Genomic DNA, 21064 nt, shown 5'->3' with positions numbered 1-21064 from the left:
TCGTCGGGCTGGCCCCGCCGGTCCGAAAGGAGTAAAAGGGCTTTAACTACCTTGGGGTTTGGACGGTAGAATCGGGGTTTTCCGGACGGAAGCAGGGGCGGACATCGCCGCTGTCTCGATTATGCCTCACTTTTAGCCCCATAATTACAGACTGCCTGACGAATCCCGGGGGATTGGTCGTACGTTTGGTCAGGTGTTATTGGGGACTTGATGGCTTTCGACGCAGCGACAGCTGTTAGGAGGGTGCCGCGCCGCCGCAGGGGCTGGTTCGCGAGTACGGCCCTTGGCCTGTTCTCCGTCACCGTGTCGCTGGCCGCCGCAGCCTGGGTTACCAATTCCGATCTGTTCGCGTTCGCTTCGGCCGCGCTGCCTGGAAATGCTGAACGTACCGGGTCCTTTGCCTCGTTCGAGGATCGCTTTTTTCCGCAGTCGATGACGCCACCGCCCGCCGTTCGCGCGCAATTGCAGCCACTCGACCGCTCGACCGTAGCCGCATTGCAAATGAAGTTTCGCGGGCAGGACGGAATGGGTCCGCAGCAGATGCCGCAGGATTTCCGCCTTGGGGTGACCGACAGCAAGGTCGATGAGACCAGACCCGCGGCCTCTACCTCCACCGGTGTGCCATTGCCGCGCTCGCGTCCGGCGGCGGCAGACATGCTTGCCACGGCAGGTCCCGCGCCGGGACAAGCGCTGGCTTTGGCACAGACCGACAGCCCGGCGCGCCCGGCCGAACGTTCGCTGACGCAGAAACTATCCGACTTCGGGCGGGTCACGCTGGCTTCGCTGACCCCCGAAGGGTTGTTTCGCCGCAAGGGACCGGATCTCGCGGCACTCGGCTATGACGGCGTGACGGCGGTTTATGACATCACGGCGCATGCCGTCTACATGCCGAATGGCACCGTCCTCGAGGCGCATTCGGGAATGGGCAGCATGCGGGACGATCTCGACCATGTGAATGTGCCGATGACCGGCGCGACGCCGCCAGCCGAATATGAGTTGAAGCCGCGCGAACGGATGTTTCACGGCGTTGCGGCGTTGCGCATGACGCCGGTCGAGGGCAACGACATCTTTGGTCGTTCGGGCCTGCTGGTGCACAGCTACATGCTCGGCGTCAACGGCGATTCAAATGGCTGCGTATCGATCAAGGACTACGACCGCTTCCTCAAGGCTTACAATGACGGCGAGGTCAATCGCCTGGTCGTGATCCCGAGCCTGAGCGGCACGACAATGGCCACGCAACGCGCGTCCCAGCCGTCCTGAACGATTTGTACTTCAACGTTGTTGCCATCCTTCGAGACGCATCGCTTCGCGATGCTCCTCAGGATGAGGTCTGAACCGGGATCAGGTCTCGGTCCCTCATGGTGAGGAGCGCGTCTTCGCGCGTCTCGAACCATGAGGCCACCGGAACGGTGCCAATGAGTCCATCGAAGCGGAAAGCGCTCTAGCTTATCTCAATCCGGTTTTGCAGGCGCCTGGGCCGGCGCTCGCGGTTTACGCGGTTTTTTGGCGCCCGTTCGCGGCGGGCCGCCCTGTGGTACATCGACCGAGACCAGATAATCCGCGAGTTCCGAGGCGGTGTTCGAGCTGGTCGAGTAATGCTCCTTCAGGAACATCATCAGCGTGAGACGGTAGCGCCCCTTGGCGAGGCCGCGTGGGCTGCGATGGCACGCCGAGCAGGTATCGGTAAACAGCCGCGGCGCCGTTTTGCCCAGATCGAGATTCTGGGCCTGAGCGGCGGTGGTATCGAGGAGAGGGAAGGTCAGCGCAACCGCCGCGCCAAGGACGAGCCAACCGCGCCGCAGCGTTGGCTGCGACCTGAATCCCGATGAGTGCTGCACGCTGTCGCCCTTCGCCGCTTGAGAACCGCCCCGACTCGTCGGTCAGTTGACGTTTCTATCTTACCTTTGGATCAAAGAACGTCAAAACGGCGGCGTTGTTTCATGACAGCTACGATTGCGATTGGCTCTGTGATTGTCCGGGCCGGCCGACCTGATCGACCTTGACCGCGACCGTCAGCGTTTCCATGCCGCCGCCATAACGCGTGCCGCGGACCGGGGCGGCGCCGAGATAATCGAGGCCGATCGCGATGCGGGCATGGGCGTCGGTGGTGCAGATCGCGTTGGCGGGATCGAAGCCGACCCAGCCCAGATCCGGCACGAAGGCTTCGGCCCAGGCGTGGCCGGCCTGCTGATGGACCATGCCGTCGGCGCGGTAGAAATGCCCGGAGACGAAGCGCGCGGGCACGCCGCCGGAGCGCGCGCAGGCGATGAAGATATGCGCGTAGTCCTGGCACACGCCACGCTTGAGGCCGAAGGCTTCGACCGCCGAGGTGCCGCTGTTGGTGGGATCTTCGTCGAAGGTCATGTGCTCGTTGATCTGCATCATCAGCGCGTGCAGAAAACCCAGCACGTCGTTTTCGGATTCCGAGCGCAGCTCGCGCGCAAAGGCCGCCATCGCCGGATTGACTTCGGTCAGCGGCGTCGAGCGCAGGAAAAAGCTCGGCGGGAACTGTTCGTCGGTGCCCTTGAGCACGCCGCCGGTATCGTGGGTTTCGATCAGGCCCTCGACATGGATGGTGAGATCGGCGAGCGGTCCAAAGGTCAGCACATGCGTGACATTGCCGAAGGCATCGCGATGCACATCGAGCCGGGAATCGGTCGAGACATCGATCTGCCATTCGGCGACATACTGCCCGTCATGGCTGCACGGCGTCATCCGCAGGATTTGAATGACGCCGGTGGCGGGCGGTTCGTAGCGATAGGTCGTGGAATGGGCAATTCGCAGGCGCATGACGGGTACCGGAACGGAGCTGAAGTTCAAGCGTCATTGCGAGGAGCGAAGCGACGAAGCAATCCATCGTGCAACGAGGACAAGAGTGGATTGCTTCGCTGCGCTCGCAATGACGTTGTTGGTGTTGGCGTCATGGCCGAGACGACCGGCCATGACGGCCTGTGGTGTTCAACTCTAATCTATCAGATCAGATATTGCTTGGTGATGATTTCGCCAAGCCTAGCATTGTCAGCGATGAACTCCTGGATGAATTCATGCACGCCGTGCTGGAAGATGTCGTCCATATGGCTGTGTTCGAGGCGGTTGCGCACGCCGCGGGCGTGGCGCTGCGAGGCGCCCTGGCGGCCATAGGCGACGCCGATCTGGTCGAGGTTGCGGACCAGGTTGCCGTAGCAGCTCGCCAGCGAACGGGGCAGGGAATCGTTGAGGATCAGCAGATCCGCGATCAGCCAGGGTTTCAGGGTCTCGCGATAGACCCAGTGATAGGCGGTCAGCGCCGATACCGAGCGCAGGATCGAGGTCCATTGATAATAATCCAGCGGGCCGCCGACATGTTCTTCCTCGGGCAGCAGCACGTGATATTTGACGTCGAGGATGCGGGCGGTGTTGTCGGCGCGTTCCAGATGCAGCCCTAATCGCGAAAACCAGTAGGCGTCGTTGCGCAGCATAGTCCGGTAGGCCGAGCCGTCGAAACGGAGCGACGTCTCCTGCACGAAACGCAAAAACTTGGTCAGCTCCTCGCGGGTCTTGGTTCCCTTGCCCCAGACTTCCTGCAGGTCGATCCAGGCCGAGTTGATGGTGTCCCACATCTCGCTCGTCAGCGCGGTTCGCACCGAGCGCGAGTTGAGCCGCGCGTTCTCGATGCAATTGCGGATCGAGGAGGGGTTGTCTGGCGAGAACGACAAATAATCGACGACGTTGTGTTCGTTGGCTTCCTTGTGGACCTCGTAGAAACTGGCGCTGACGCCGGCGGTCAACAGCGCCGAATCCCATTCATTGGTCTTGCCGATATAGGCGTTGGGCAGGGCTGTGACGCGCAGCGTCGCATCGATGGTGCGCGCGAGATATTCCGCGCGTTCGACGTAGCGGGCGAGCCAGTACAGGTTTTCAGCGGTGCGCGACAGCATGCGTAATGATTGCTCTCTTGAGGCCTGATTTATTCATCCAGTATCCAGGTGTCTTTGGTGCCGCCGCCCTGGCTCGAATTGACCACCAGCGAGCCTTCCTTCAGCGCCACGCGCGTCAGCCCGCCCGGGATGATCGTGACATGGTTGCTGCCGGTCAGCACGAATGGCCTGAGGTCAACATGGCGCGGCGCGAGGCCGGACTCGGTGCAGGTGGGGCAGGTCGACAGCGCCAGCGTCGGCTGGGCGATAAAACCCTCGGGCTCGCGCTTGAGCTTGTCGCGGAACGCTTCGATGGTGGCTTTGGTGGCCGCCGGGCCGATCAGCATGCCGTAACCGCCGGAGCCGTGAACTTCCTTGACCACGAGTTCGCTGAGATTATCGAGCACGTAAGCGAGATCCTTGGGCTCGCGGCAGCGCCAGGTCGGGACGTTCTTGAGGATCGGTTCTTCACCCAGATAGAATTTCACGATGTCGGGCATGTAGGAGTACACGGCCTTGTCGTCGGCGATCCCGGTACCCACCGCATTGGCCAGCGTGATATTGCCGGCCGCATAGGCCGACATCAGGCCGGGCACGCCAAGCGCCGAATCCGGCCGGAAGGTGAGGGGATCGAGGAAGTCGTCGTCGACCCGGCGGTAGATCACGTCGACGCGTTTGAGGCCCTCGGTGGTGCGCATGAACACTTCGTCGTTCTTGACGATGAGGTCGCGGCCCTCGACCAGTTCGATGCCGAGCTTGTCGGCCAGGAATGAATGTTCGTAATAGGCGGAATTGTAGACCCCGGGCGTCATCAGCGCGACCGTAGGCTCCGCCGAGGCGCTGAGCGGCGCCACCGACCGCAGCGCCGAGAGCAGCTCGTCCGGGTACTTTTCCACAGGCGCGACGCGGTGGCGGGCGAACAGGTCCGGAAACAGCCGCATCATGATTTCGCGGTTTTCCAGCATGTAGGACACGCCGGAGGGCGTGCGCGCATTGTCTTCCAGCACGTAGAAGTTTTCCGCATCGACCCGGACGATGTCGATGCCGGCGATGTGGACGTAGACGTCGTGTGGGACGTCCTGGCCGTTCATCTCGGGCCGGAACACCGGGTTCTGGAAGATCAGATCGTCGGGAATGATGTTGGCGCGCAAGATATCGCGGCCGTGATAGATGTCGCGCAGGAACATGTTGAGCGCGCGGACCCGTTGTTTGAGGCCCTTTTCGAGAATGCCCCATTCCTTCGCCGACATGATCCGCGGGATCACGTCGAAGGGGATCAGCCGCTCCTGGGCCTCGGCGTCGCCATAGACGGCGAAAGTGATGCCGATCCGGCGGAACAGCAATTCCGCTTCCTGGCGGCGATACTCCAGGGCGTCCGGCGGCGTCTCCTTGAGCCAGCGGGAGAGTTCAAGGTAGGCCGAGCGGAGTTCGCCGTTGGGCCCATTCATTTCATCGAACGCGACTGCCATATATCCTGACTGCTTTTCGAGGCCATGCAGGACAGTGCATGACTTAAAGGGACGGTAGCAAGGGCCGGGCCAGCGCGATATGCATTGGCGCAAGACCCATTTAGTAGGGATGATCGGGATGTTGCCCGAAAAACCGGCTGGCGGGTGCTTATTTCGGTGGCAAGGCGCTGTTGTGCCTCTGGCACCGAATGTACCAGGGGCAAGTCCAACCTGGCCAAAGCGTGGTGCGTCGCAAGACGAGGAGAGGTTATGAGCGAGATCATTACGGCGGGTATTCTGGTGATCGGCGATGAGATCCTGTCCGGCCGGACCAAAGACAAGAACATCGGCTTTATCGCGGAATACCTGACCAATATCGGGATCGACCTCAAGGAAGTCCGGGTCGTGGCTGACGAGGAGCCCGAGATCATCGCGGCGCTGGACGCGCTGCGGCACCGCTACACCTATGTCTTCACCACCGGCGGCATCGGGCCGACCCATGACGACATCACCGCCGACAGCATCGCGAAAGCGTTCGGCGTCGGCATCGATCATCACCCCGAAGTGGTGGCTCGGTTTGCCGAACGGTTCTCGGGCCCGGGCGAGCTGAACGAGGCGCGGCTGCGGATGGCGCGAATTCCCGACGGCGCCGAGCTGATCCAGAGCGCGACCATCCTCGCGCCCGGTTTCAAGATCGGCAATGTCATCGTGATGGCCGGGGTGCCCTCGATCATGCAGGCGATGATGGACATCGTCTCGCCGAAACTGAAATCCGGCGTGCGGATGCTGTCGGAGACGGTGCGCGCCAATGCGCGGGAAGGCGATATCGGCGGTCCGCTTCGGATTATCGCCAACGCCCATCCCGACACCATCATCGGCAGCTATCCGTTTCAGGACGAAGACAAGAAGCCCAACACCAACCTCGTGGTGCGTTCGCGCGACCCCGAGAAGCTCGCAGCCGCAATGGCCGCGGTGAAGGAGATGTTAAAGCAGTTGCACGGTGGAGCATAGAAGATGTCTTCCGAAGTGGCGCAGACACACTTGGTTATAGGCATCGTTTTTGCCGTTCCTTTGGCGTGTCTGTGCCTGTTCGGTCTCTATCTGCAATGGCAGGGTCGCCAAATTTATAACCGCATCGGTGACTACTCCATCGGGTTAGTCACGTTCTACTGCCAGCTTGATTATCCTGGTCAGAATTTTCCGAGGCTAAACGTGCTTGAGGCCAAGATCGCGGCTCAGCCGGCCGACCTGCAGGCAAATGTTCAAGTCTACCGCCGCCGCTCAAGCCGTTTTCGCTGGGCGCTACTCTCCTATTTCGGGCTCCTCGCTGGTCTGGGTTTGGTATCTTTACTTGCTCGCAAATTAAACGCGTGAGAGGCAGCCGCGTGGACAAGAATTCGTTTTTCTGGAAGATCGTCGAGGGCAGCGCGCCGCCGCCGCCTTGCGCGAAGACACTTGGCCTCAGCTTTGTCGAGATCGACGGCGAGCGCGGCACCATCGAAACCAAATTCGAAGCGGTCGAGATGTTTCTTAATCCGGCGGGCAATGTGCAGGGCGGGTTTCTCGCAGCCATGCTCGACGACACCATGGGCACCGCGTTGTCATCAACGCTCGACGGCGGCCAGTTCGCGCCGACGGTTAATCTCAACGTGCAATTTCACCGGCCGGCACGGCTGGGCTCTATCAAGGGTCTCGGCCGTGTGGTGATGCGCGGCCGCGAGATGTGTCACGGCAGCGCCGAACTGTGGCAAAGCGACAAGGTGGTCGCGACCGCCACCGGCACATTCGTCATTCGAAAAATCTAGAGGGGATAATCATGGCAGAAAATCCGGAACTCAGTGCGCAGGAGCGGGCAGGCAAAGCCTTCCCCGTGTCGTGGGACCAGTTTCACCGGGACTGCCGGGCGCTGACCTGGCGGCTCAATGAAGTCGGTCCGTTTCATGCAGTCATTGCGATCACCCGCGGCGGGCTGGTGCCCGCGGCGATCGTGGCGCGCGAACTCGGCGTGCGCATCATCGATACCGTCTGCATCGCGAGCTACGACCATACCAAGCAGGGCGAGTTGCAGGTGCTGAAAGGCATTTCGGCGGACACTGCGAAACTCGGCGGTGGTACCGGCAAGGGATTGCTGATCGTCGACGATCTCGTCGATACCGGCAAGACCGGCCGCCTGGTGCGCGACATGATGCCGGATGCGCATTTTGCCACGGTGTATGCCAAGCCCAAGGGACGCCCGCTGGTGGATACGTTCATCACCGAAGTGTCGCAGGATACCTGGATTTTCTTTCCCTGGGACACCGCGCTCTCGTTCCAGCCCCCAATTCGCGACGGCGCGGCGTGATGGGGCTGCCGTCATTCCGGGGCGATGCACAGTGACTTCTTCGTCATTGCGAGGAGCGAAGCGACGAAGCAATCCATTCTTTCTTTGCGCTGTGCAAATGGATTGCTTCGCTTCGCTCGCAATGACGACTACCTCTTAACAACGGGGCTCCGAATGCCCCTGCAAAACCGCGTCACGCCGTCAGGCGACATCATCGCAACGCCACATCGTGGATTATTCACCGGCAATCGCGGCATCATCCACGATCCCGTCACCAAAACCCTGACACGGCGCTGGGCCGGCAAGGCCTGGCTCACCTGTGTGTGCGAATTTCGCGGCCGGCGGCGCGAGGTGATGGGCGGGCGAAGCTGGACCGAATTGTTTTTCCTCGATGAAGCCACCGCGTTCGCGGCCGGGCACCGCCCATGCTTCTTCTGCCGCCGTGACGACGCCAACCGGTTTTGCGCGGCGTGGGATGCGGGCAATGGCACCACGAAGGTGCTGGCGCGCGATATCGATCCGGTGCTGCATCATGAGCGGCTTGATGGCCGCGAAAAGCGGCTGCATCCGCTGCCGGTGCGATGGGAGCAATTGCCCGATGGCGCGATGCTGCAGGCGGGGGCGGAGAGTTTTCTGATCGTCGGCGGCCGGGCGCTAACGTGGTCGCCGGCTGGTTATCGCAAGGCGCTGAGCGAGATCAGGGATGCGATGCTGTTGACACCGCCGTCGACGGTGAGGGCGTTCGTGGCTGGTTACAGACCGGCGCTGCATCCGAGCGCTCGGTCGATTAAAGATTAGATGCCGTCATTCCGGGATGGTCCGAAGGACCAGACCCGGAATCTCGAGATTCCGGGCTCACTTGCTTACGCAAGTGCCCCGGAATGACGAATGTAGATCCTCACCCCAACTTCTGCCGCGCCAGCTTCGCACCAGCCCCCAGCGCCATCAGCTTCGCCTCCGCGATATCGCGGCGCATCGGGGCCATGCCGCAATTGGTGGTCGCGACGATGTTGCTCTTGGGCACGAATTTCGAGACGGCTTCGATCACCTTGACGACATCCTCGGCGGTCTCGACGGTGTCGCTGGCGACGTCGATCACGCCGGCCTGCACGATCTTGCCGGTCAATAGACCCAGCAGTTCCAATGGCACCCGCGAATTGCGGCATTCGATCGCGACTTGCTGGATCGGGCTCTTGGCGATTGCCGGAAAGATATCTTCATACTGGCGCCACTCGTTGCCCAGCGTTTCCTTCCAGTCGGTGTTGGCCTTGATGCCATAGCCGTAACAGATGTGCACGGCGGTGGTGCAGGTCAGTCCCTGCGCGGCGCGCTCCAGCGCCTTGATGCCCCAGTCAGAGACTTCGTCCATGTAGACGTTGAAGGCGGGTTCGTCGAACTGGATCACGTCGACACCGTCGGCCTGCAAGGCTCGCGCTTCCTCGTTGAGCAGTTCGGCAAAAGCGAACGCCATCTTGACGCGGTCGCCGTAATATTGATCGGCGATGGTGTCGATGATGGTCATCGGGCCGGGCAGGGTGAATTTCAGCTTGTGCGTGGTGTGGCCGCGCGCGACGCGGGCCTCGTCGGCATGAACGCGGCCCTTCAGTTTGAGCGGCGCCACCACCTGCGGCACCATCGCCTTGTAGCGGTCGTTGCGGATTCCCATCTCGACCTTGTGGGCGAAATCGATGCCCTCGACCTTTTCCAGAAAGCCATGGACGAAATGCTGGCGGGCCTGTTCGCCCTCGGTGACGATATCGACGCCGGCATCTTCCTGAAGTTTTATCGCCAGCATGGTGGCGTCGCGCTTGGCGCGCGCCAGCTCGTCGCCTTTGGATTTCCAGGGCGCCCACAGCGTATTGGGCTCGGCCAGCCATTCCGGCTTCGGCAGCGAGCCGGCGATCGTGGTTGGAAACAGCATCTTGCGCGTATCCTCGGTTTTCCAGTTGTTTGGCGGTCTATCTGCCACGTTCCGGATGTGTCGTATACGGCATTTAGGCGGGGTGGAAGGCAACGAAAGCAGGGGGTAGGATTGGTGCGATACTGGAATAATTCTATCCCTCATGGTGAGGAGGCGCACTTGCGCCGTCTCGAACCATGAGTTCGCTCCGCTGCCCATCCTTCGAGACGCGCGCGAGAGCGCGCTCCTCATGATGAGGACCGTGGTAAAAGTTAAAACAACAGGGGAAACGCCATGATCGAATTCTTCTTCGACTGTTCCAGTCCGTGGACTTATCTGGCGTTCCACAACATCGAGCCGCTGGCCAGGGAATTCGGCGCCGAGATTTCATGGCGGCCGATTTTGGTTGGCGGCATCTTCAATTCGGTCAATCCCAGCGTCTATGCCTCTCGGGAAACACCCGTGCCGCTGAAGGCGCGCTACATGAAAAAGGACCTTGCCGACTGGGCGCGCTCGGCGGGTCTCGCGATCAAGATGCCGCCGACGGTGTTTCCCGTGAACAGCGTGAAAGCGATGCGCGGCTGCATCTATCTCGGCCCGGAGATGCTGCCGTTCGCACGCGCGGTCTTCGAAGCCTATTGGGGCGACGATGAGGACATTTCAAAGGACGAGGTGCTGACGGACATTTGCGAGGGTATCGGCATCGATCCCACGCAGTTCTTTGCCGCGATTAACAGCCAGTCCATCAAGGACCAGCTCAAGGCCAACACCGACGAAGTGATAGCGCGCGGCGGGTTCGGATCGCCGACGATCTTCCTCGACAAGACCGACATGTATTTCGGCAATGACCGGCTGCCGCTGATCCGCGAAGCGCTGCAACGGCGCAGAGCGAGCGCGGCCTGATGCCGGGATCATTGTAATGCAGTCCGTAAGGTAGGCAAAGGCGCGCTTGCGCCGTGCCCACCATCTACGTCGGATGCACTGTGGTGGGCACGCGGAGCCTGTCATCGGGCGCGCATTCGCGCGACCCGTTGGCTTTGCCCACCCTACGCTGCTCGCTATTTTTTAAGGCGCCCCGGAATGACGGCGGAAATTACTTCCCCGGCGCCACTGGCCAGGGCCTTTGCGCACCGCGCAAACTCTCGAACGCCTTGGCCATGCCGAGCACGCCGATGTCGTCGAAGCGGCGGCCGACGATCTGGACGCCGATCGGAAAACCCTTGCCGTCATAGCCGCCGTTAATCGTTACAGCCGGATTTTCCGCCATGTTCCACGGCACGGTATAGGCAATGTGTTCAAATGGCCGGTCGGGATCGTTCAGCGGCGAGGCGAATTCGGCAGGGAAATTCACCACCGGCGAGACCGGCGAGATCACGTAATCGATCTCGCCGAACAGCTTTCCGGCCGCAGCGCGGATCGCCAGCGTGGCGTTAAAACCCCGGATCGCCTCGACGCCGGAAAGCTTCGCGCCGGCCTCCGCCCAGTTGACGATATAGGGCAGCGCCTTGGCGCGCTTGTCAGGCGACAGCTTCGACAGATCGTCCCACAGCCGCACGCGCCAGAAATGGTCGAGGCCGTCGAGCATTTCGCGGGTCAGCACGCCATCGATTTCCGTCACCACCGCGCCGGCAGACTCGAAGGCTTTGGCGGCTCTCACCGCGACGTTGCGCACGTCTTTCTCCAGCGGCTGACCGACGCCGAGATCGAGCATCAGGCCGAGGCGCAGTTTGCGAGGGGACTTTTCCAGCGCCTTCCAGTTGATGCTGTCGGGCGGCAGGCTCATGCCGTCGCGGCGATCGGGGCGCGACAACACGCTCATCATCAGCGCGGCGTCGTCGACGGTGCGGGTCATCGGTCCGGCGACGCGGCCGACATAGGGCGGATCGATCGGAACGCGCCCCAGACTTGGTTTCAACGCCACCAAGCCGCACCAGCAGGCCGGCAGCCGTACCGAGCCGCCGATATCAGTGCCCAGATGCAGCGGACCATAGCCCGCTGCCCCCGCCGCCGCCGCGCCGGCGCTGGAGCCGCCGGGGTTCTTGCTGAGATCCCAGGGATTACGGGTGAGGGGATGGAAGCTGGAGAGGCCCGACGACAGCATGCCGTAATCCGGCATCGTGGTCTTGGAGAAGATCACCGCGCCCGCTTCGCGCAAGCGCGCGGCCGGCGGTGAATCCGCGGGGGCCGGCACGAGATCGGTGGTCGCGGCACCGAGCGGCACCGGCGTGCCTTTGGTGGCGATGTTGTCCTTGATGGTGACGGGAACGCCGTCGAGCGGGCCCATCGGCTCGTCCTTGTGCCAGCGCTCGGTCGAAGCCTTGGCGGTCAAGCGCGCGCCATCCGGGTCGAACGCGTACAGCGCCTTGATATGTGGTTCCCACACCGCGATATGCGCCAGCACATCCTCCAGAACTTCGGAGGGCGAGAACTGCCGGGCGCGAAAGCCCGCGACGAGATCGACGGCGCTGAGATCGTGCAGCGCGGAGACGCTGTCCTGCGATGATGATTTATCCATGAACTTGTCCTTGAAATTATCCTTGGGCGGCCACCGGTAAACGGGTTTCAATGATGCGCGCGAATACGCTGGCGCCAATGGGCAGGATCTTGTCGTCGAGTATGTAGCCGGGATTATGAATCGGCACCGTACCGTCATGGCCGACCCAGAAATAGGCGCCGGGCGTGGCCTGCAGCATGTCGGAGAAATCCTCGCTGCCCATCTTCGGTTTCGGCAGGGTGAAGACCTTGGCGGGATCGACCACCGTGCGGGCGACTTCGGCGACCACATCGGAATGTTCCTGCTGGCTCACCAGCACGCTGAACGTGTCGCGGATATCGGCGGTGATCTCGACACCGAAGGCGCCGGCAATTCCGGCGCAGATCGCGCGCATTCGCTCGCGGATCAGCGCGCGGACCTCATCGGAAAACGCGCGGACCGTGCCGGCCAGTTTCGCCTCACCGGGGATAACATTATAGGCCGAACCGGCGTGAATCTGCGTGATCGACAGCACCGCCGATTGCAGCGGATCGACGTTGCGGCTGACGATGGTCTGCAGCGCCTGGCCGAGCGCCATCGCGATCACGACCGTATCCTTGGAGCGATCCGGCCTCGCGGCATGCGCGCCGTAACCGTGGATGGTGATGTCGAAGAAATCGGCGCCGGCCATCGCGGGGCCGGGCAGGATCGCGATCTCGCCATGATTCATCTCGGTCGAGTTATGCAGTCCGTAGATCTCGTCGCAGGGAAATTTCTGGAACAGGCCGTCCTTGATCATCGCGCGGGCGCCGCCAAGGCCTTCCTCGGCCGGCTGAAAGATGAAGTGCACGGTGCCGTCGAAATTGCGGGTCTCGGCGAGGTAACGCGCGGTGCCGAGCAGCATGGTGGTATGACCGTCATGGCCGCAGCCATGGAAGCGGCCGGGAATGGTCGAGCGCCATGTCAGATTGGTGTTCTCTTCCATCGGCAGCGCATCCATATCGGCACGCAGCCCGATGCGCTTGCCGCCATTGCCTTTGCCCTTGAGCACGCCGACCACGCCGGTGACGCCAAGCCCGCGATGAACTTCAATGCCCCATTGCGTGAGCTTGTCGGCGACGATGCCGGAGGTGCGGACTTCCTCAAAGCCGATCTCGGGATGGGCGTGCAAGTCCCGGCGGATCGCGGTGAGTTCGTCGGCAAATTCGTCGATACGGTCGATATTGGGCATGTCTGTTATCCGATGGCTGGAGAAGGAGCAGGCGAGTGTGATTTGGTTGTGGCAACAAAGGCCGGACCATTTGGCTTGGTGCGAATACCCGGACGCAATCGCGTCCATGGCAACGCGGAGGAGTCGGCCGGCATCGCGCCGGGCGCGGCGCAGATGATCAGTCTTTCGGCGATAGGCCCAAAGTCGGCGCGGAAATGCACCGAGCTCTTGTTGACCAGAATGGATTGCTCCGTCGGCTCGATGCCGACATAGCGATACATCGCCTGGTCGGCGAGCTGCGCCTTGTGCGAAGCCACGACCACGCTGATATCGCCGATCCGCAGGCAGGCCGACGGCCCCATGTCCATGTCACGGCCGCCATAATAGGGGCCCGTCGCGACGAATTGACCGTCGGACAGTTTCTCGACGATGAAAGTTTCCTTGTAGGGCGCATCGCCCGGGATGCCCGACTTGCCGCCGAGCTCAAGCGTGACCGTGGCGCCGACACCTGCAGTATGCGCCGCCTTGGCCGAAGCGGGATCGTAGATCGCGCCGATCGCAGCTTTGGTGGCCTTGTTGCGGACCAGCGCACGCAACATGCCGGTGGTGTCGGAATCGCCGCCGGCGCCGGGATTATCCTGGGTGTCGGCGATCACGATCGGCTTGCGCGCGTTTGCCGCCAGCTCCATCGCGTATCGCACGCCTTCGTCCGGTGAATAGATCCGGCCGTCGAAATCGTCTTCATGGCCGGCAATGATCGCGGTGATGGCATCCGCGGCCTTGTCCGCGTCCGCCTGGGTCTTGCCATAGGCGAACACGCTCGGCCCGCAGTCGGGAAAGTCCGCGGCGGGAAAGCCCGGAGCGTAGGACAGCGTCGGGACGGCCTCGTTCGCCAGCGCCGCGAGCTTTTGGTAGATGCCTTTGGTCGGCTGGTCTTCGGTGCATTGCCAGCTCAGCGGAATCAGGAACGGCAATTGCCGGAACGCCTTGGCGAAGCGCTGTTTGGTGCGCAACATCAGCGCGAGATGCTGCGCTGTTGCCCGGCCGGTGTCGGCCATGTCGATATGCGGATAGGTGCGATAGGCGATCAGCGCGTCGGCATGCTCGATCATTGCAGAAGTGACATTGGCATGGAGATCGAGGCTGACGACGAGCGGCATATCTTTGCCGATAACCTCGCGCACGCGCCTCAAAACTTCGCCTTCGCCGTCGTCGAGATGTCCAGTGACCATTGCGCCATGCAGATCGAGATAGACCGCGTCGATTGGTCCGGCGTTCTTGATGCCGTCGATCATTACTTTGACGATGCGTTCATACGCGTCCTCGGTGACATGGGCCGAGGGACTGGCCGCGGCGAAGATGCTCGGCACCAGTTGCCAGCCGTTGACGTCAGCTTCCGCGATAAAGCCCGCCAATCCGACATTGATGTTGCGGATGGTCTTGAGCACCTCAGGTCCTTGCACCATCGCCGGCCAGCCGCCGCCATGCACGAAATCGGCATAAGTCGCCTTCGTCGGTGCGAAGGTGTTGGTCTCGTGCAGGAAGCCGCCAACGGCGATACGGGTCATTCAATTCTCTCGATCAGCGTTCGCGGGCGACGGTAGGCGTGTTTTAGAAGCGATACGAGTGGTCCTCATGGTGAGGAGGCGCGCTTGCGCCGTCTCGAACCATGAGAGGGCCGGGGCTCTCATCCTTCGAGACGCGGCGAAGACACCGCTCCTCAGGATGAGGAAGAGGCAGGAATCCCATCCTTGTACGGGCGCAGCGTCAAGCAGGGCGCGGGTATGGTCTCCCTGCGGATTTGTCGGGACTCACGGCCTCCGCGTGCGTCGCAAAATCGCATTCAATTGTGCTGACGGATGCCTGTTAATTCAGCTATCCTGCGATACGGCCCCGCTGGCGGGTCGTGTGCGGTTCCGGGTCTCCTCAGGAAGGTTGCTAAAACATGCTTCTCGCAAGCCGGGTTGCTACGGCGACAGCTTTGTTGCTGCTTTTCTCGGGCGTAAGCGCGTCGGCGCAAGGCGCCTGCGGGGATCCCGAGCTTTCGGTGCTGCCGTCGCCGGTGTCGCCGTGGAAGGGCGCGCCGCTGCGGGTCATGGTGGTGATCGAAAAGCCGATTCAGGGCGTGCTGTCGCTGATCGCGCCGGACGGCAGCGTTGCGGCCAAATCGCCCGAACGACACGGCGGGCCGCCTTATTTCTGGTTCGCCGAGGTCAATCAGCCGGCTGCGGGCGCCTGGCATGCGACGCTGGTGCCCGAGCAGACCGCCGAATGCGGCACGATCACGCGCGACATCACGGTGGCTGCGAGCAAGCCCGAACCGGTGGCGACGCCGCCGGGAAGTTTCTGGAAGGTGCGCAACACCTGGAACGCCACGACGGAAGCGCTGTTCTCGGCGTGGGTCGAGAAACTGTTCGATGCGCCTGTTGACCAGAGCCTGTCCTGGAAAGTGTGGCACGAAGTGCTGCGCGATCAATCGCGCAATTTCCTGTTCAATTATCTCGGCCGCGGCGAAGACAACGCGCAGCAGGGCCTTCGCCCCGATTGCGCCGATTTCGTCTATTTCCTGCGCGCCTATTTCGCCTACAAGATGGGGCTGCCGTTCGGCTATTCGAATTGCTCGCGCGGCTTCGGGGGCAAACCGCCGAAATGCTACCAGTGGTTCGACGTCGAACATCCCGAGGTCACGCGTCCGGCGGCGCCGCCCGAACAGCAGGAAGCCGCTGCGGCTCCCGCCGCCGCACCGGCGCCCGCGCCAACACCGAAGCTGCTGGGATTGTTTGGCGGTTCATCGACGGATACGCCGGCGCCGCCGCCGGAGGCCGCAGCGCCCGCGCCGAAACCGAAGCCGAGGCGCCCGACCAATGTCAGCGAATATCTGCGCGAGGTCGGCGATGTCGTGCATACCGGCGCAGTGCGCGTATCGGGCAATGACGACAACACCGATTTCTATACGGTTCCGCTGACGCAACAGGCGTTGCGCCCGGGCACGGTCTATGCCGACCCCTACGGCCATGTGCTGATGCTGGTGCATCGCGTGGCGGAAGTGGATGGCAAGCCCGGCGTATTCCTTGCGGTCGATGCCGAGCCGGATGGCTCGATCACGCGCAAGCGCTTCTGGCGCGGCAATTTCCTGTTCGTCCACGATCCGGCACTCGGCGGACCCGGCTTCAAGCGCTTCCGGCCGATCGTACGTAAGGACGGCGCGCTGCGGCGGCTGACCAATGCCGAGATCGCCAAGTATCCGGGTTACGGCGATTTTTCGCTCGAGCAGTCGCAGATAAGCGCCGAGGAGTTTTACGATCGCATGGACGACGTGATGTCGCCCGATCCACTCGATCCCGTCAAAGCGATGACGGACGCGATCGCGAGCCTCGAGGAGCAGGTCAAGACGCGAGTCACCTCGATCGAGAACGGAAGAAAGTATCAGGAAAAGAAGCCCGGCGAGATCGCGATGCCGAACGGCGCGTCGATTTTCGAGACCACAGGCGCCTGGGAGGATTACTCCACGCCGGCGCGCGATTTCCGTCTCTTGATCGCGATCGATGTTGTCAGGGGATTCCCCGACCGCGTTGTGCGACGGGCGGCGCGCTTCGCGGTGCCGGCCGGCAAGAGCCTTGAGAGCGTCAAAAGCGAGTTGCAGGGCGTGCTGATATCGGAACTGGCCTCGCGCAAGATAACTTATACCCGCAGCGATGGTTCGCCATGGACGCTGTCGCTCAAGGACGTGCTGGATCGGGCCGGGGAGTTCGAGATGGCCTACAATCCGAACGACTGCGCGGAACTGCGCTGGAGCGCGCCGGAAAACAGCCAGGAAGCCTCGACCTGCAAACGCCGCGCGCCGCAGGCGCAGCGCGCCAAGATGTCGTCGGACTACCGCATCTGGTTCCGCGAGCGGCACTGGCCGACGCATAGTTAGGGCTTTGATTGGTTGGCTTGTATTGCCGCTGTTCGGCCTGTGGCCTTCATGGTTCGAGACGCGCGAAGACGCGCTCCTCACCATGAGGGTTCTCGAACCTTCTCCTGAGGGGCATCCTCCAGGACCTCATCCTGAGGAGCCGCGAAGCGGCGTCTCGAAGGATGAAGTCGTAATGCGAGCGCAATCAGCAATGGCTGCTGCGCGGCAGTTCCAGCCCGTTATTCAGAATCGGCGGGTTGCTTGGCGGCGAGGGCTTGGTGATCGCGCGCAAATCCTTGATGGTTTCGAGCCGTTTTACCGCGCGCGGATCGCCGTGATTTTCGCTGGCCATGTCGTCATGCTCCAATTGCTGCAGGACAACATTTTCGGGGCGAGGTGGTTCCCGAGCATTAAAACCCGGACGTTTATGGATTTGGCGCCAGTTCCGCCGGGCGCGGAACCGGCTTTAGCGGCAGCGGCTGGTCGCCGAGCATGCCCTTGATCACGACGTCGCGCGCCTTGCCGGCGTCTAGTCCATGGCGCGCGATTAGGTCGCCGCACTCCGATAGGATCAGGTCGGCATCCTGCATGATCTTGAGTTCCTTGTAGCGATCCTGCTGCTGCAGCCCCATGCTTTCGCCGACCAGTTCGAGGAGGTTGACGATCCGGAACGGCCAGCCGCCCTCATGCGCGCATAGTTCACGATGTTCGGAATGATAGACCGTCACCAGCGCGTCGATACCGGCGTCGCTCGCGGCCTGCAGCTCGTTGAGCTGCAATTCGCGTTTGTACGCCGGCAGAACGCTGAGGCTGGTGCTCTGCAAGCCGACCGCCGGCTGTTGCAGGTCGATCAGTTCAACGCCGGGGATGGCCTGCAGGATGTCGAGGGCGGCCTGCACGGCGCCGGAAAGGCCGGGATGCCGATGCAGCGCGACCTTCAGATTGATCGGCTTGCGCAGATGCGGCTTCAAGTCGCCGAGCCGGCCATCGAGAAAGCGCATGAACGGCGTCATCTCGAACGGGCGCGATTTCTGCTGACGCTCCAGCGTCGGCAGCGTCGTTTCGGTGAACTGGACATAGCAGCTTGGGCACCACGAAATCACCTGACCGGATTTCGATTGCGACAGTTTATCGATGCTGTTGGCGCCCATGCGGCCGGACATCTCGACGTCACCCGGGCGCAATTGCATGATGCCGCAGCAATGGCTCGGGCCGCCCATCACCTGATAGCTGATGCCGATCCTGTCCATGATATCGAGCGCGAGCAGCGCGATATGGGGCGTCTTGAGCACGTTGCAGCCGGTATAGAACACAAAATCCGGCGTCTCGGTCGATGTCGTGACCGAAGCCGATTTCTGCCCGAGCCGCTCCAGCACCTCGTCATCGAGCTGCAGTTGCGAGAGGACGGCGACGTCCCGGCTGAGCTCGCGATATTTCTCTACGCCATTGCGCCGCCGCTCGGGTAATGCGTTTTTGGCCTTGGCCATCGCGACGCGCGCCATCGCCAGCAGAAAGCGCGGATTGACGTTCTCGTCGCAGGCCTGAATGCATTCGCCGCTGAGCATGCAGGAGGCGGCCCATATGCGCGATGCCTCCGGGCCCTGGCCGGTACGCACGATATCGAGGATGCCGCTGATGACATCCTCGGACTTCACATCGGCGATCCCCGCGGGTTTCACGCTGGGACAGGCCTCAACGCATTTGCCGCAGCGCGTGCAGGCGTCGAGCATGTCGCCGACGCGCTCATCCAGCGCTTCTTCAAAAGAGAGATTGACCGTCTGCATCTTGCGTTCTCCCGCCGGTGCCGCCGAATTCCGGGGTGACCGAATTTGAGACACAGAGCCTAGCTCACAACCCGTCAAAGCGTAAATGGAAAGCGCCGCTATTTGGCGCATCTTCGGTATGCGGGATGACAGACATCTTTCAGTTGTGTAAATATGGCGCGGCACGTCACTGCAATTCATCCGGCCGACAAAAGAGTATGTTCAAGTCGAGCGCGCAGGGAGGCATCATGACGATAGTTGTAAAGGCTTATGCCAATGCCGACGATGTGTTGATTGCCTGGCAGCCGGATCAATGGCCGGCCGGCTGGGTCGGCTTTCAGATCGAACGGCGTAACGACACCAATCAGCAAATCACGTTGTTGGTGAATCGTATCCCGCCGAAAGCCGGCGAGGGGCCGGTTCAGCCGACCGGCATCTCGTCGGCGCAGTCGCCGATCCGCCGTTGCATCTGGACCGATCACAGCGTGGCGGCAACCGACAGCGTGTCGTATCGCGTTACCGCGATGACCGGTGCGGCGGGCGGTCCCTTTGCAACGGACGCGACATCGGCGTCGGCATGGACAGCGCCGCTGGTCGCTTCAGGCGATGCCGGAGGCGGATTGGCGGCCTATTTCAACCGGGGGACGCTGATGTCCCAGATCGTCAGCCGCTTCGTCAACGGCGATGTCAGCGATGCATCGTTGCGGAAGTTCCTGACCCAACTGGCGACACCGGGATTCCCGGCCCGGCTTTATCTGGCGGGCGACGCGTTGCACGAAATCCTCCAATTCCTGCGCGACGCGGATCGGCGCGGCAGCACCATACATGCTGCCATCTATGAAATGAACGACCAGGAACTGATCGACGCGCTCAAACCGTTCGGCAGCCGCGGTCATATTATCCTGGGTAACGGCAGCGCGACCAAGGCGACGGTAGCGCCGGCGCTCGTCGCGGCCGGGCTCGACGTGAAGCATCGTGATCTATCGCATCACGGCCAATCCTCGCCGAGCGTGCACAACAAATTCGTGGTCGAGAGCGACGCGGCCGGCAAAAACGCCAGCCGGGTGCTGACGGGCAGCACGAACTGGACGACGACCGGCCTTTGTACGCAAATGAACAACGTGCTGATCGTTGAAGATACTGTTATCGCCGGCCGCTATTTCGATCAGTGGGGCAAGCTGGTGGCCGCCGGCGACGACATGCCGGCCAGCCTGAAGGCGTCCAATTCGATCCCGACGAACGATAACAATATCTCGCTCTACTTCGCCGCGACCAATAACGAAGCCGAATTCAAGCCGGTTCTCGACTTGATCGCCGGCGCCAGGGAGGGGGCGCTGTTCCTGATGTTCATGCCGGGACAGTCGCCTTTGCTCGGCGCGCTGCTCGACCGCTCCAGGCAAAACGACATCTACGTTCGCGGCGTGGTCTCGACGATGATGCCGTCGAAGAACGGCGACATCGTCGCGGTGGGCGGCCAGGTCGTCAAATCGGGCGCGCCGGCGCAGTCCTTCCACGACAATGTGCGGCTTCCGAGCGGCGTCACCGCGCAGGACCATCCATCCTGGGCGGATACCGAGTTCAACGTCCAGGAAATGCACAACGCTAGCATGATTGCGATCGTGCATTCGAAGGCGATCGTGATCGATCCGTTTTCCGATCAGTGTGCCGTCGTCACCGGCTCGCACAATTTCTCGGTTTCCGCGTCGGAAAAGAACGACGAGAATTTGGTCATTATCCGCGGCAACACAAAGCTGGCGCAGGCCTATGCGCTGCACATCAACGGCGTCTACGACCACTATTCCTGGCGCGCTTTCCTCGGCAGCGGCGGTGACGCCGACCAGATCTACAAGCCGCTCGATGGATGGAAGCCGGGCGGCTCGCGCGCGCAGGAACTGGATTTCTGGATGAATGAGCCGATCCCGCCGCAGAGCTTTGCGACCACGCCGAAGGCCGTCAAGAAACCATCACCCGCGCGAGCGGCGAAAAAGGCCGCGCCGGTAAAAGCCGCGAAGAAATCCACGGCAAAAAAGGCCAAGGCGAAAAAAACCAAGACGCAGAAATCAACGGCGAAGAAATCCCAAGCAAAGAAATCAAAGAAAGCGCCAAAAAAATCGACGGCGAAAAAGTCCAAACGTTAAAATAACCGCGACGGAAGT

General features: G+C 62.0%; 19 protein-coding genes. 9 read left to right on the top strand and 10 right to left on the bottom strand.

From position 1 onward, the window contains the following. Nucleotides 1–210: 210 nt before the first annotated feature. Nucleotides 211–1260: a DUF2778 domain-containing protein gene (locus HB676_RS14015; RefSeq protein ID WP_213738403.1), complete on the top strand. Its 1050-nt coding sequence runs from the start codon at nucleotides 211–213 to the stop codon at nucleotides 1258–1260. 191 nt (nucleotides 1261–1451) lie between these two features. On the opposite strand, the gene HB676_RS14010 is transcribed toward HB676_RS14015, so the two are convergent. The 4 genes from HB676_RS14010 to HB676_RS13995 form a co-directional block, all read right to left on the bottom strand. Next, a complete protein-coding gene (locus HB676_RS14010) occupies nucleotides 1452–1763 on the bottom strand; it encodes a hypothetical protein (RefSeq protein ID WP_213738596.1) in 312 nt (103 codons plus the stop codon). A 184-nt stretch (nucleotides 1764–1947) separates the two neighbouring features. Continuing rightward, nucleotides 1948–2790, bottom strand: a complete 843-nt coding sequence (locus HB676_RS14005) for a transglutaminase family protein (protein ID WP_213738402.1) — start codon at nucleotides 2788–2790, stop codon at nucleotides 1948–1950. 182 nt (nucleotides 2791–2972) lie between these two features. Further along, nucleotides 2973–3917, bottom strand: a complete 945-nt coding sequence (locus HB676_RS14000; protein WP_213738401.1) for an alpha-E domain-containing protein — start codon at nucleotides 3915–3917, stop codon at nucleotides 2973–2975. Nucleotides 3918–3946: 29 nt separating this feature from the next. Beyond that, the gene (locus HB676_RS13995; RefSeq protein WP_213738400.1) at nucleotides 3947–5365 is read right to left on the bottom strand and encodes a circularly permuted type 2 ATP-grasp protein; all 1419 of its coding nucleotides are present in this window, start codon (nucleotides 5363–5365) and stop codon (nucleotides 3947–3949) included. Nucleotides 5366–5614: 249 nt separating this feature from the next. Here HB676_RS13995 and HB676_RS13990 point away from each other — a divergent pair, with 249 nt between their 5' ends. The 5 genes from HB676_RS13990 (at nucleotide 5615) to HB676_RS13970 (ending at nucleotide 8462) form a co-directional block, all read left to right on the top strand. Beyond that, the gene (locus HB676_RS13990; protein WP_213738399.1) at nucleotides 5615–6355 is read left to right on the top strand and encodes a molybdopterin-binding protein; all 741 of its coding nucleotides are present in this window, start codon (nucleotides 5615–5617) and stop codon (nucleotides 6353–6355) included. A gap of 3 nt (nucleotides 6356–6358) precedes the next feature. Next, nucleotides 6359–6718, top strand: a complete 360-nt coding sequence (locus tag HB676_RS13985) for a hypothetical protein (RefSeq protein ID WP_213738398.1) — start codon at nucleotides 6359–6361, stop codon at nucleotides 6716–6718. Nucleotides 6719–6729: 11 nt separating this feature from the next. Further along, a complete protein-coding gene (locus tag HB676_RS13980) occupies nucleotides 6730–7149 on the top strand; it encodes a hotdog fold thioesterase (protein WP_213738397.1) in 420 nt (139 codons plus the stop codon). Between the two features lie 11 nt (nucleotides 7150–7160). Further along, nucleotides 7161–7685 carry a xanthine phosphoribosyltransferase gene (gpt, locus tag HB676_RS13975; protein ID WP_213738396.1) on the top strand — a complete coding sequence of 175 codons (525 nt, stop codon included), beginning with the start codon at nucleotides 7161–7163 and terminating at the stop codon, nucleotides 7683–7685. A 153-nt stretch (nucleotides 7686–7838) separates the two neighbouring features. Beyond that, nucleotides 7839–8462 carry a hypothetical protein gene (locus HB676_RS13970; protein ID WP_213738395.1) on the top strand — a complete coding sequence of 208 codons (624 nt, stop codon included), beginning with the start codon at nucleotides 7839–7841 and terminating at the stop codon, nucleotides 8460–8462. A gap of 100 nt (nucleotides 8463–8562) precedes the next feature. Here the strand turns inward: HB676_RS13970 and HB676_RS13965 are convergent, their stop codons facing one another. Continuing rightward, nucleotides 8563–9585, bottom strand: a complete 1023-nt coding sequence (locus HB676_RS13965; RefSeq protein ID WP_213738394.1) for a methionine synthase — start codon at nucleotides 9583–9585, stop codon at nucleotides 8563–8565. 273 nt (nucleotides 9586–9858) lie between these two features. Here HB676_RS13965 and HB676_RS13960 point away from each other — a divergent pair, with 273 nt between their 5' ends. Further along, the gene (locus HB676_RS13960; protein WP_213738393.1) at nucleotides 9859–10467 is read left to right on the top strand and encodes a 2-hydroxychromene-2-carboxylate isomerase; all 609 of its coding nucleotides are present in this window, start codon (nucleotides 9859–9861) and stop codon (nucleotides 10465–10467) included. Nucleotides 10468–10657: 190 nt separating this feature from the next. Here the strand turns inward: HB676_RS13960 and HB676_RS13955 are convergent, their stop codons facing one another. From HB676_RS13955 to HB676_RS13945, 3 genes are read right to left on the bottom strand one after another with little or no spacing between them, the layout of a single operon-like run. Beyond that, nucleotides 10658–12079 (bottom strand): amidase, encoded by a 1422-nt coding sequence (locus HB676_RS13955; protein WP_213738392.1) that lies wholly within the window; start codon nucleotides 12077–12079, stop codon nucleotides 10658–10660. A gap of 16 nt (nucleotides 12080–12095) precedes the next feature. Then, nucleotides 12096–13268, bottom strand: a complete 1173-nt coding sequence (locus tag HB676_RS13950) for a M20 aminoacylase family protein (protein ID WP_213738391.1) — start codon at nucleotides 13266–13268, stop codon at nucleotides 12096–12098. Nucleotides 13269–13273: 5 nt separating this feature from the next. Then, a complete protein-coding gene (locus HB676_RS13945) occupies nucleotides 13274–14815 on the bottom strand; it encodes a M81 family metallopeptidase (protein ID WP_213738390.1) in 1542 nt (513 codons plus the stop codon). A 377-nt stretch (nucleotides 14816–15192) separates the two neighbouring features. Between HB676_RS13945 and HB676_RS13940 the strand changes: the two genes are divergently transcribed. Beyond that, nucleotides 15193–17166 (top strand): hypothetical protein, encoded by a 1974-nt coding sequence (locus HB676_RS13940; RefSeq protein ID WP_213738389.1) that lies wholly within the window; start codon nucleotides 15193–15195, stop codon nucleotides 17164–17166. Between the two features lie 184 nt (nucleotides 17167–17350). Here HB676_RS13940 and HB676_RS13935 read toward each other — a convergent pair whose 3' ends face one another. After that, nucleotides 17351–17497 carry a hypothetical protein gene (locus tag HB676_RS13935; protein ID WP_213738388.1) on the bottom strand — a complete coding sequence of 49 codons (147 nt, stop codon included), beginning with the start codon at nucleotides 17495–17497 and terminating at the stop codon, nucleotides 17351–17353. 73 nt (nucleotides 17498–17570) lie between these two features. Next, entirely contained in the window at nucleotides 17571–18929 is a 1359-nt protein-coding gene (locus HB676_RS13930; RefSeq protein WP_213738387.1) for a (Fe-S)-binding protein, read from the bottom strand. A gap of 227 nt (nucleotides 18930–19156) precedes the next feature. On the opposite strand from HB676_RS13930, the gene HB676_RS13925 reads away from it, so the two are divergent. Continuing rightward, entirely contained in the window at nucleotides 19157–21046 is a 1890-nt protein-coding gene (locus HB676_RS13925; protein WP_213738386.1) for a phospholipase D-like domain-containing protein, read from the top strand. Nucleotides 21047–21064: the final 18 nt, after the last annotated feature.

Source organism: Bradyrhizobium sp. dw_411 (assembly GCF_018449695.1).
In the GTDB taxonomy this organism is placed as follows: Bacteria; Pseudomonadota; Alphaproteobacteria; order Rhizobiales; family Xanthobacteraceae; genus Bradyrhizobium.
Note: the sequence above shows the minus strand (reverse complement) of the source record. Positions and strands in the feature narration are given on the sequence as shown.

Coding starts and splice junctions, on each gene's coding strand:
- HB676_RS14015 (WP_213738403.1), top strand. CDS start 211: ATGGCTTTCGACGCAGCGACAGCTGTTAGGAGGGTGCCGCGCCGCCGC.
- HB676_RS14005 (WP_213738402.1), bottom strand. CDS start 2,790: ATGCGCCTGCGAATTGCCCATTCCACGACCTATCGCTACGAACCGCCC.
- HB676_RS14000 (WP_213738401.1), bottom strand. CDS start 3,917: ATGCTGTCGCGCACCGCTGAAAACCTGTACTGGCTCGCCCGCTACGTC.
- HB676_RS13995 (WP_213738400.1), bottom strand. CDS start 5,365: ATGGCAGTCGCGTTCGATGAAATGAATGGGCCCAACGGCGAACTCCGC.
- HB676_RS13990 (WP_213738399.1), top strand. CDS start 5,615: ATGAGCGAGATCATTACGGCGGGTATTCTGGTGATCGGCGATGAGATC.
- HB676_RS13985 (WP_213738398.1), top strand. CDS start 6,359: ATGTCTTCCGAAGTGGCGCAGACACACTTGGTTATAGGCATCGTTTTT.
- gpt (WP_213738396.1), top strand. CDS start 7,161: ATGGCAGAAAATCCGGAACTCAGTGCGCAGGAGCGGGCAGGCAAAGCC.
- HB676_RS13970 (WP_213738395.1), top strand. CDS start 7,839: ATGCCCCTGCAAAACCGCGTCACGCCGTCAGGCGACATCATCGCAACG.
- HB676_RS13965 (WP_213738394.1), bottom strand. CDS start 9,585: ATGCTGTTTCCAACCACGATCGCCGGCTCGCTGCCGAAGCCGGAATGG.
- HB676_RS13960 (WP_213738393.1), top strand. CDS start 9,859: ATGATCGAATTCTTCTTCGACTGTTCCAGTCCGTGGACTTATCTGGCG.
- HB676_RS13955 (WP_213738392.1), bottom strand. CDS start 12,079: ATGGATAAATCATCATCGCAGGACAGCGTCTCCGCGCTGCACGATCTC.
- HB676_RS13950 (WP_213738391.1), bottom strand. CDS start 13,268: ATGCCCAATATCGACCGTATCGACGAATTTGCCGACGAACTCACCGCG.
- HB676_RS13945 (WP_213738390.1), bottom strand. CDS start 14,815: ATGACCCGTATCGCCGTTGGCGGCTTCCTGCACGAGACCAACACCTTC.
- HB676_RS13940 (WP_213738389.1), top strand. CDS start 15,193: ATGCTTCTCGCAAGCCGGGTTGCTACGGCGACAGCTTTGTTGCTGCTT.
- HB676_RS13935 (WP_213738388.1), bottom strand. CDS start 17,497: ATGGCCAGCGAAAATCACGGCGATCCGCGCGCGGTAAAACGGCTCGAA.
- HB676_RS13930 (WP_213738387.1), bottom strand. CDS start 18,929: ATGCAGACGGTCAATCTCTCTTTTGAAGAAGCGCTGGATGAGCGCGTC.
- HB676_RS13925 (WP_213738386.1), top strand. CDS start 19,157: ATGACGATAGTTGTAAAGGCTTATGCCAATGCCGACGATGTGTTGATT.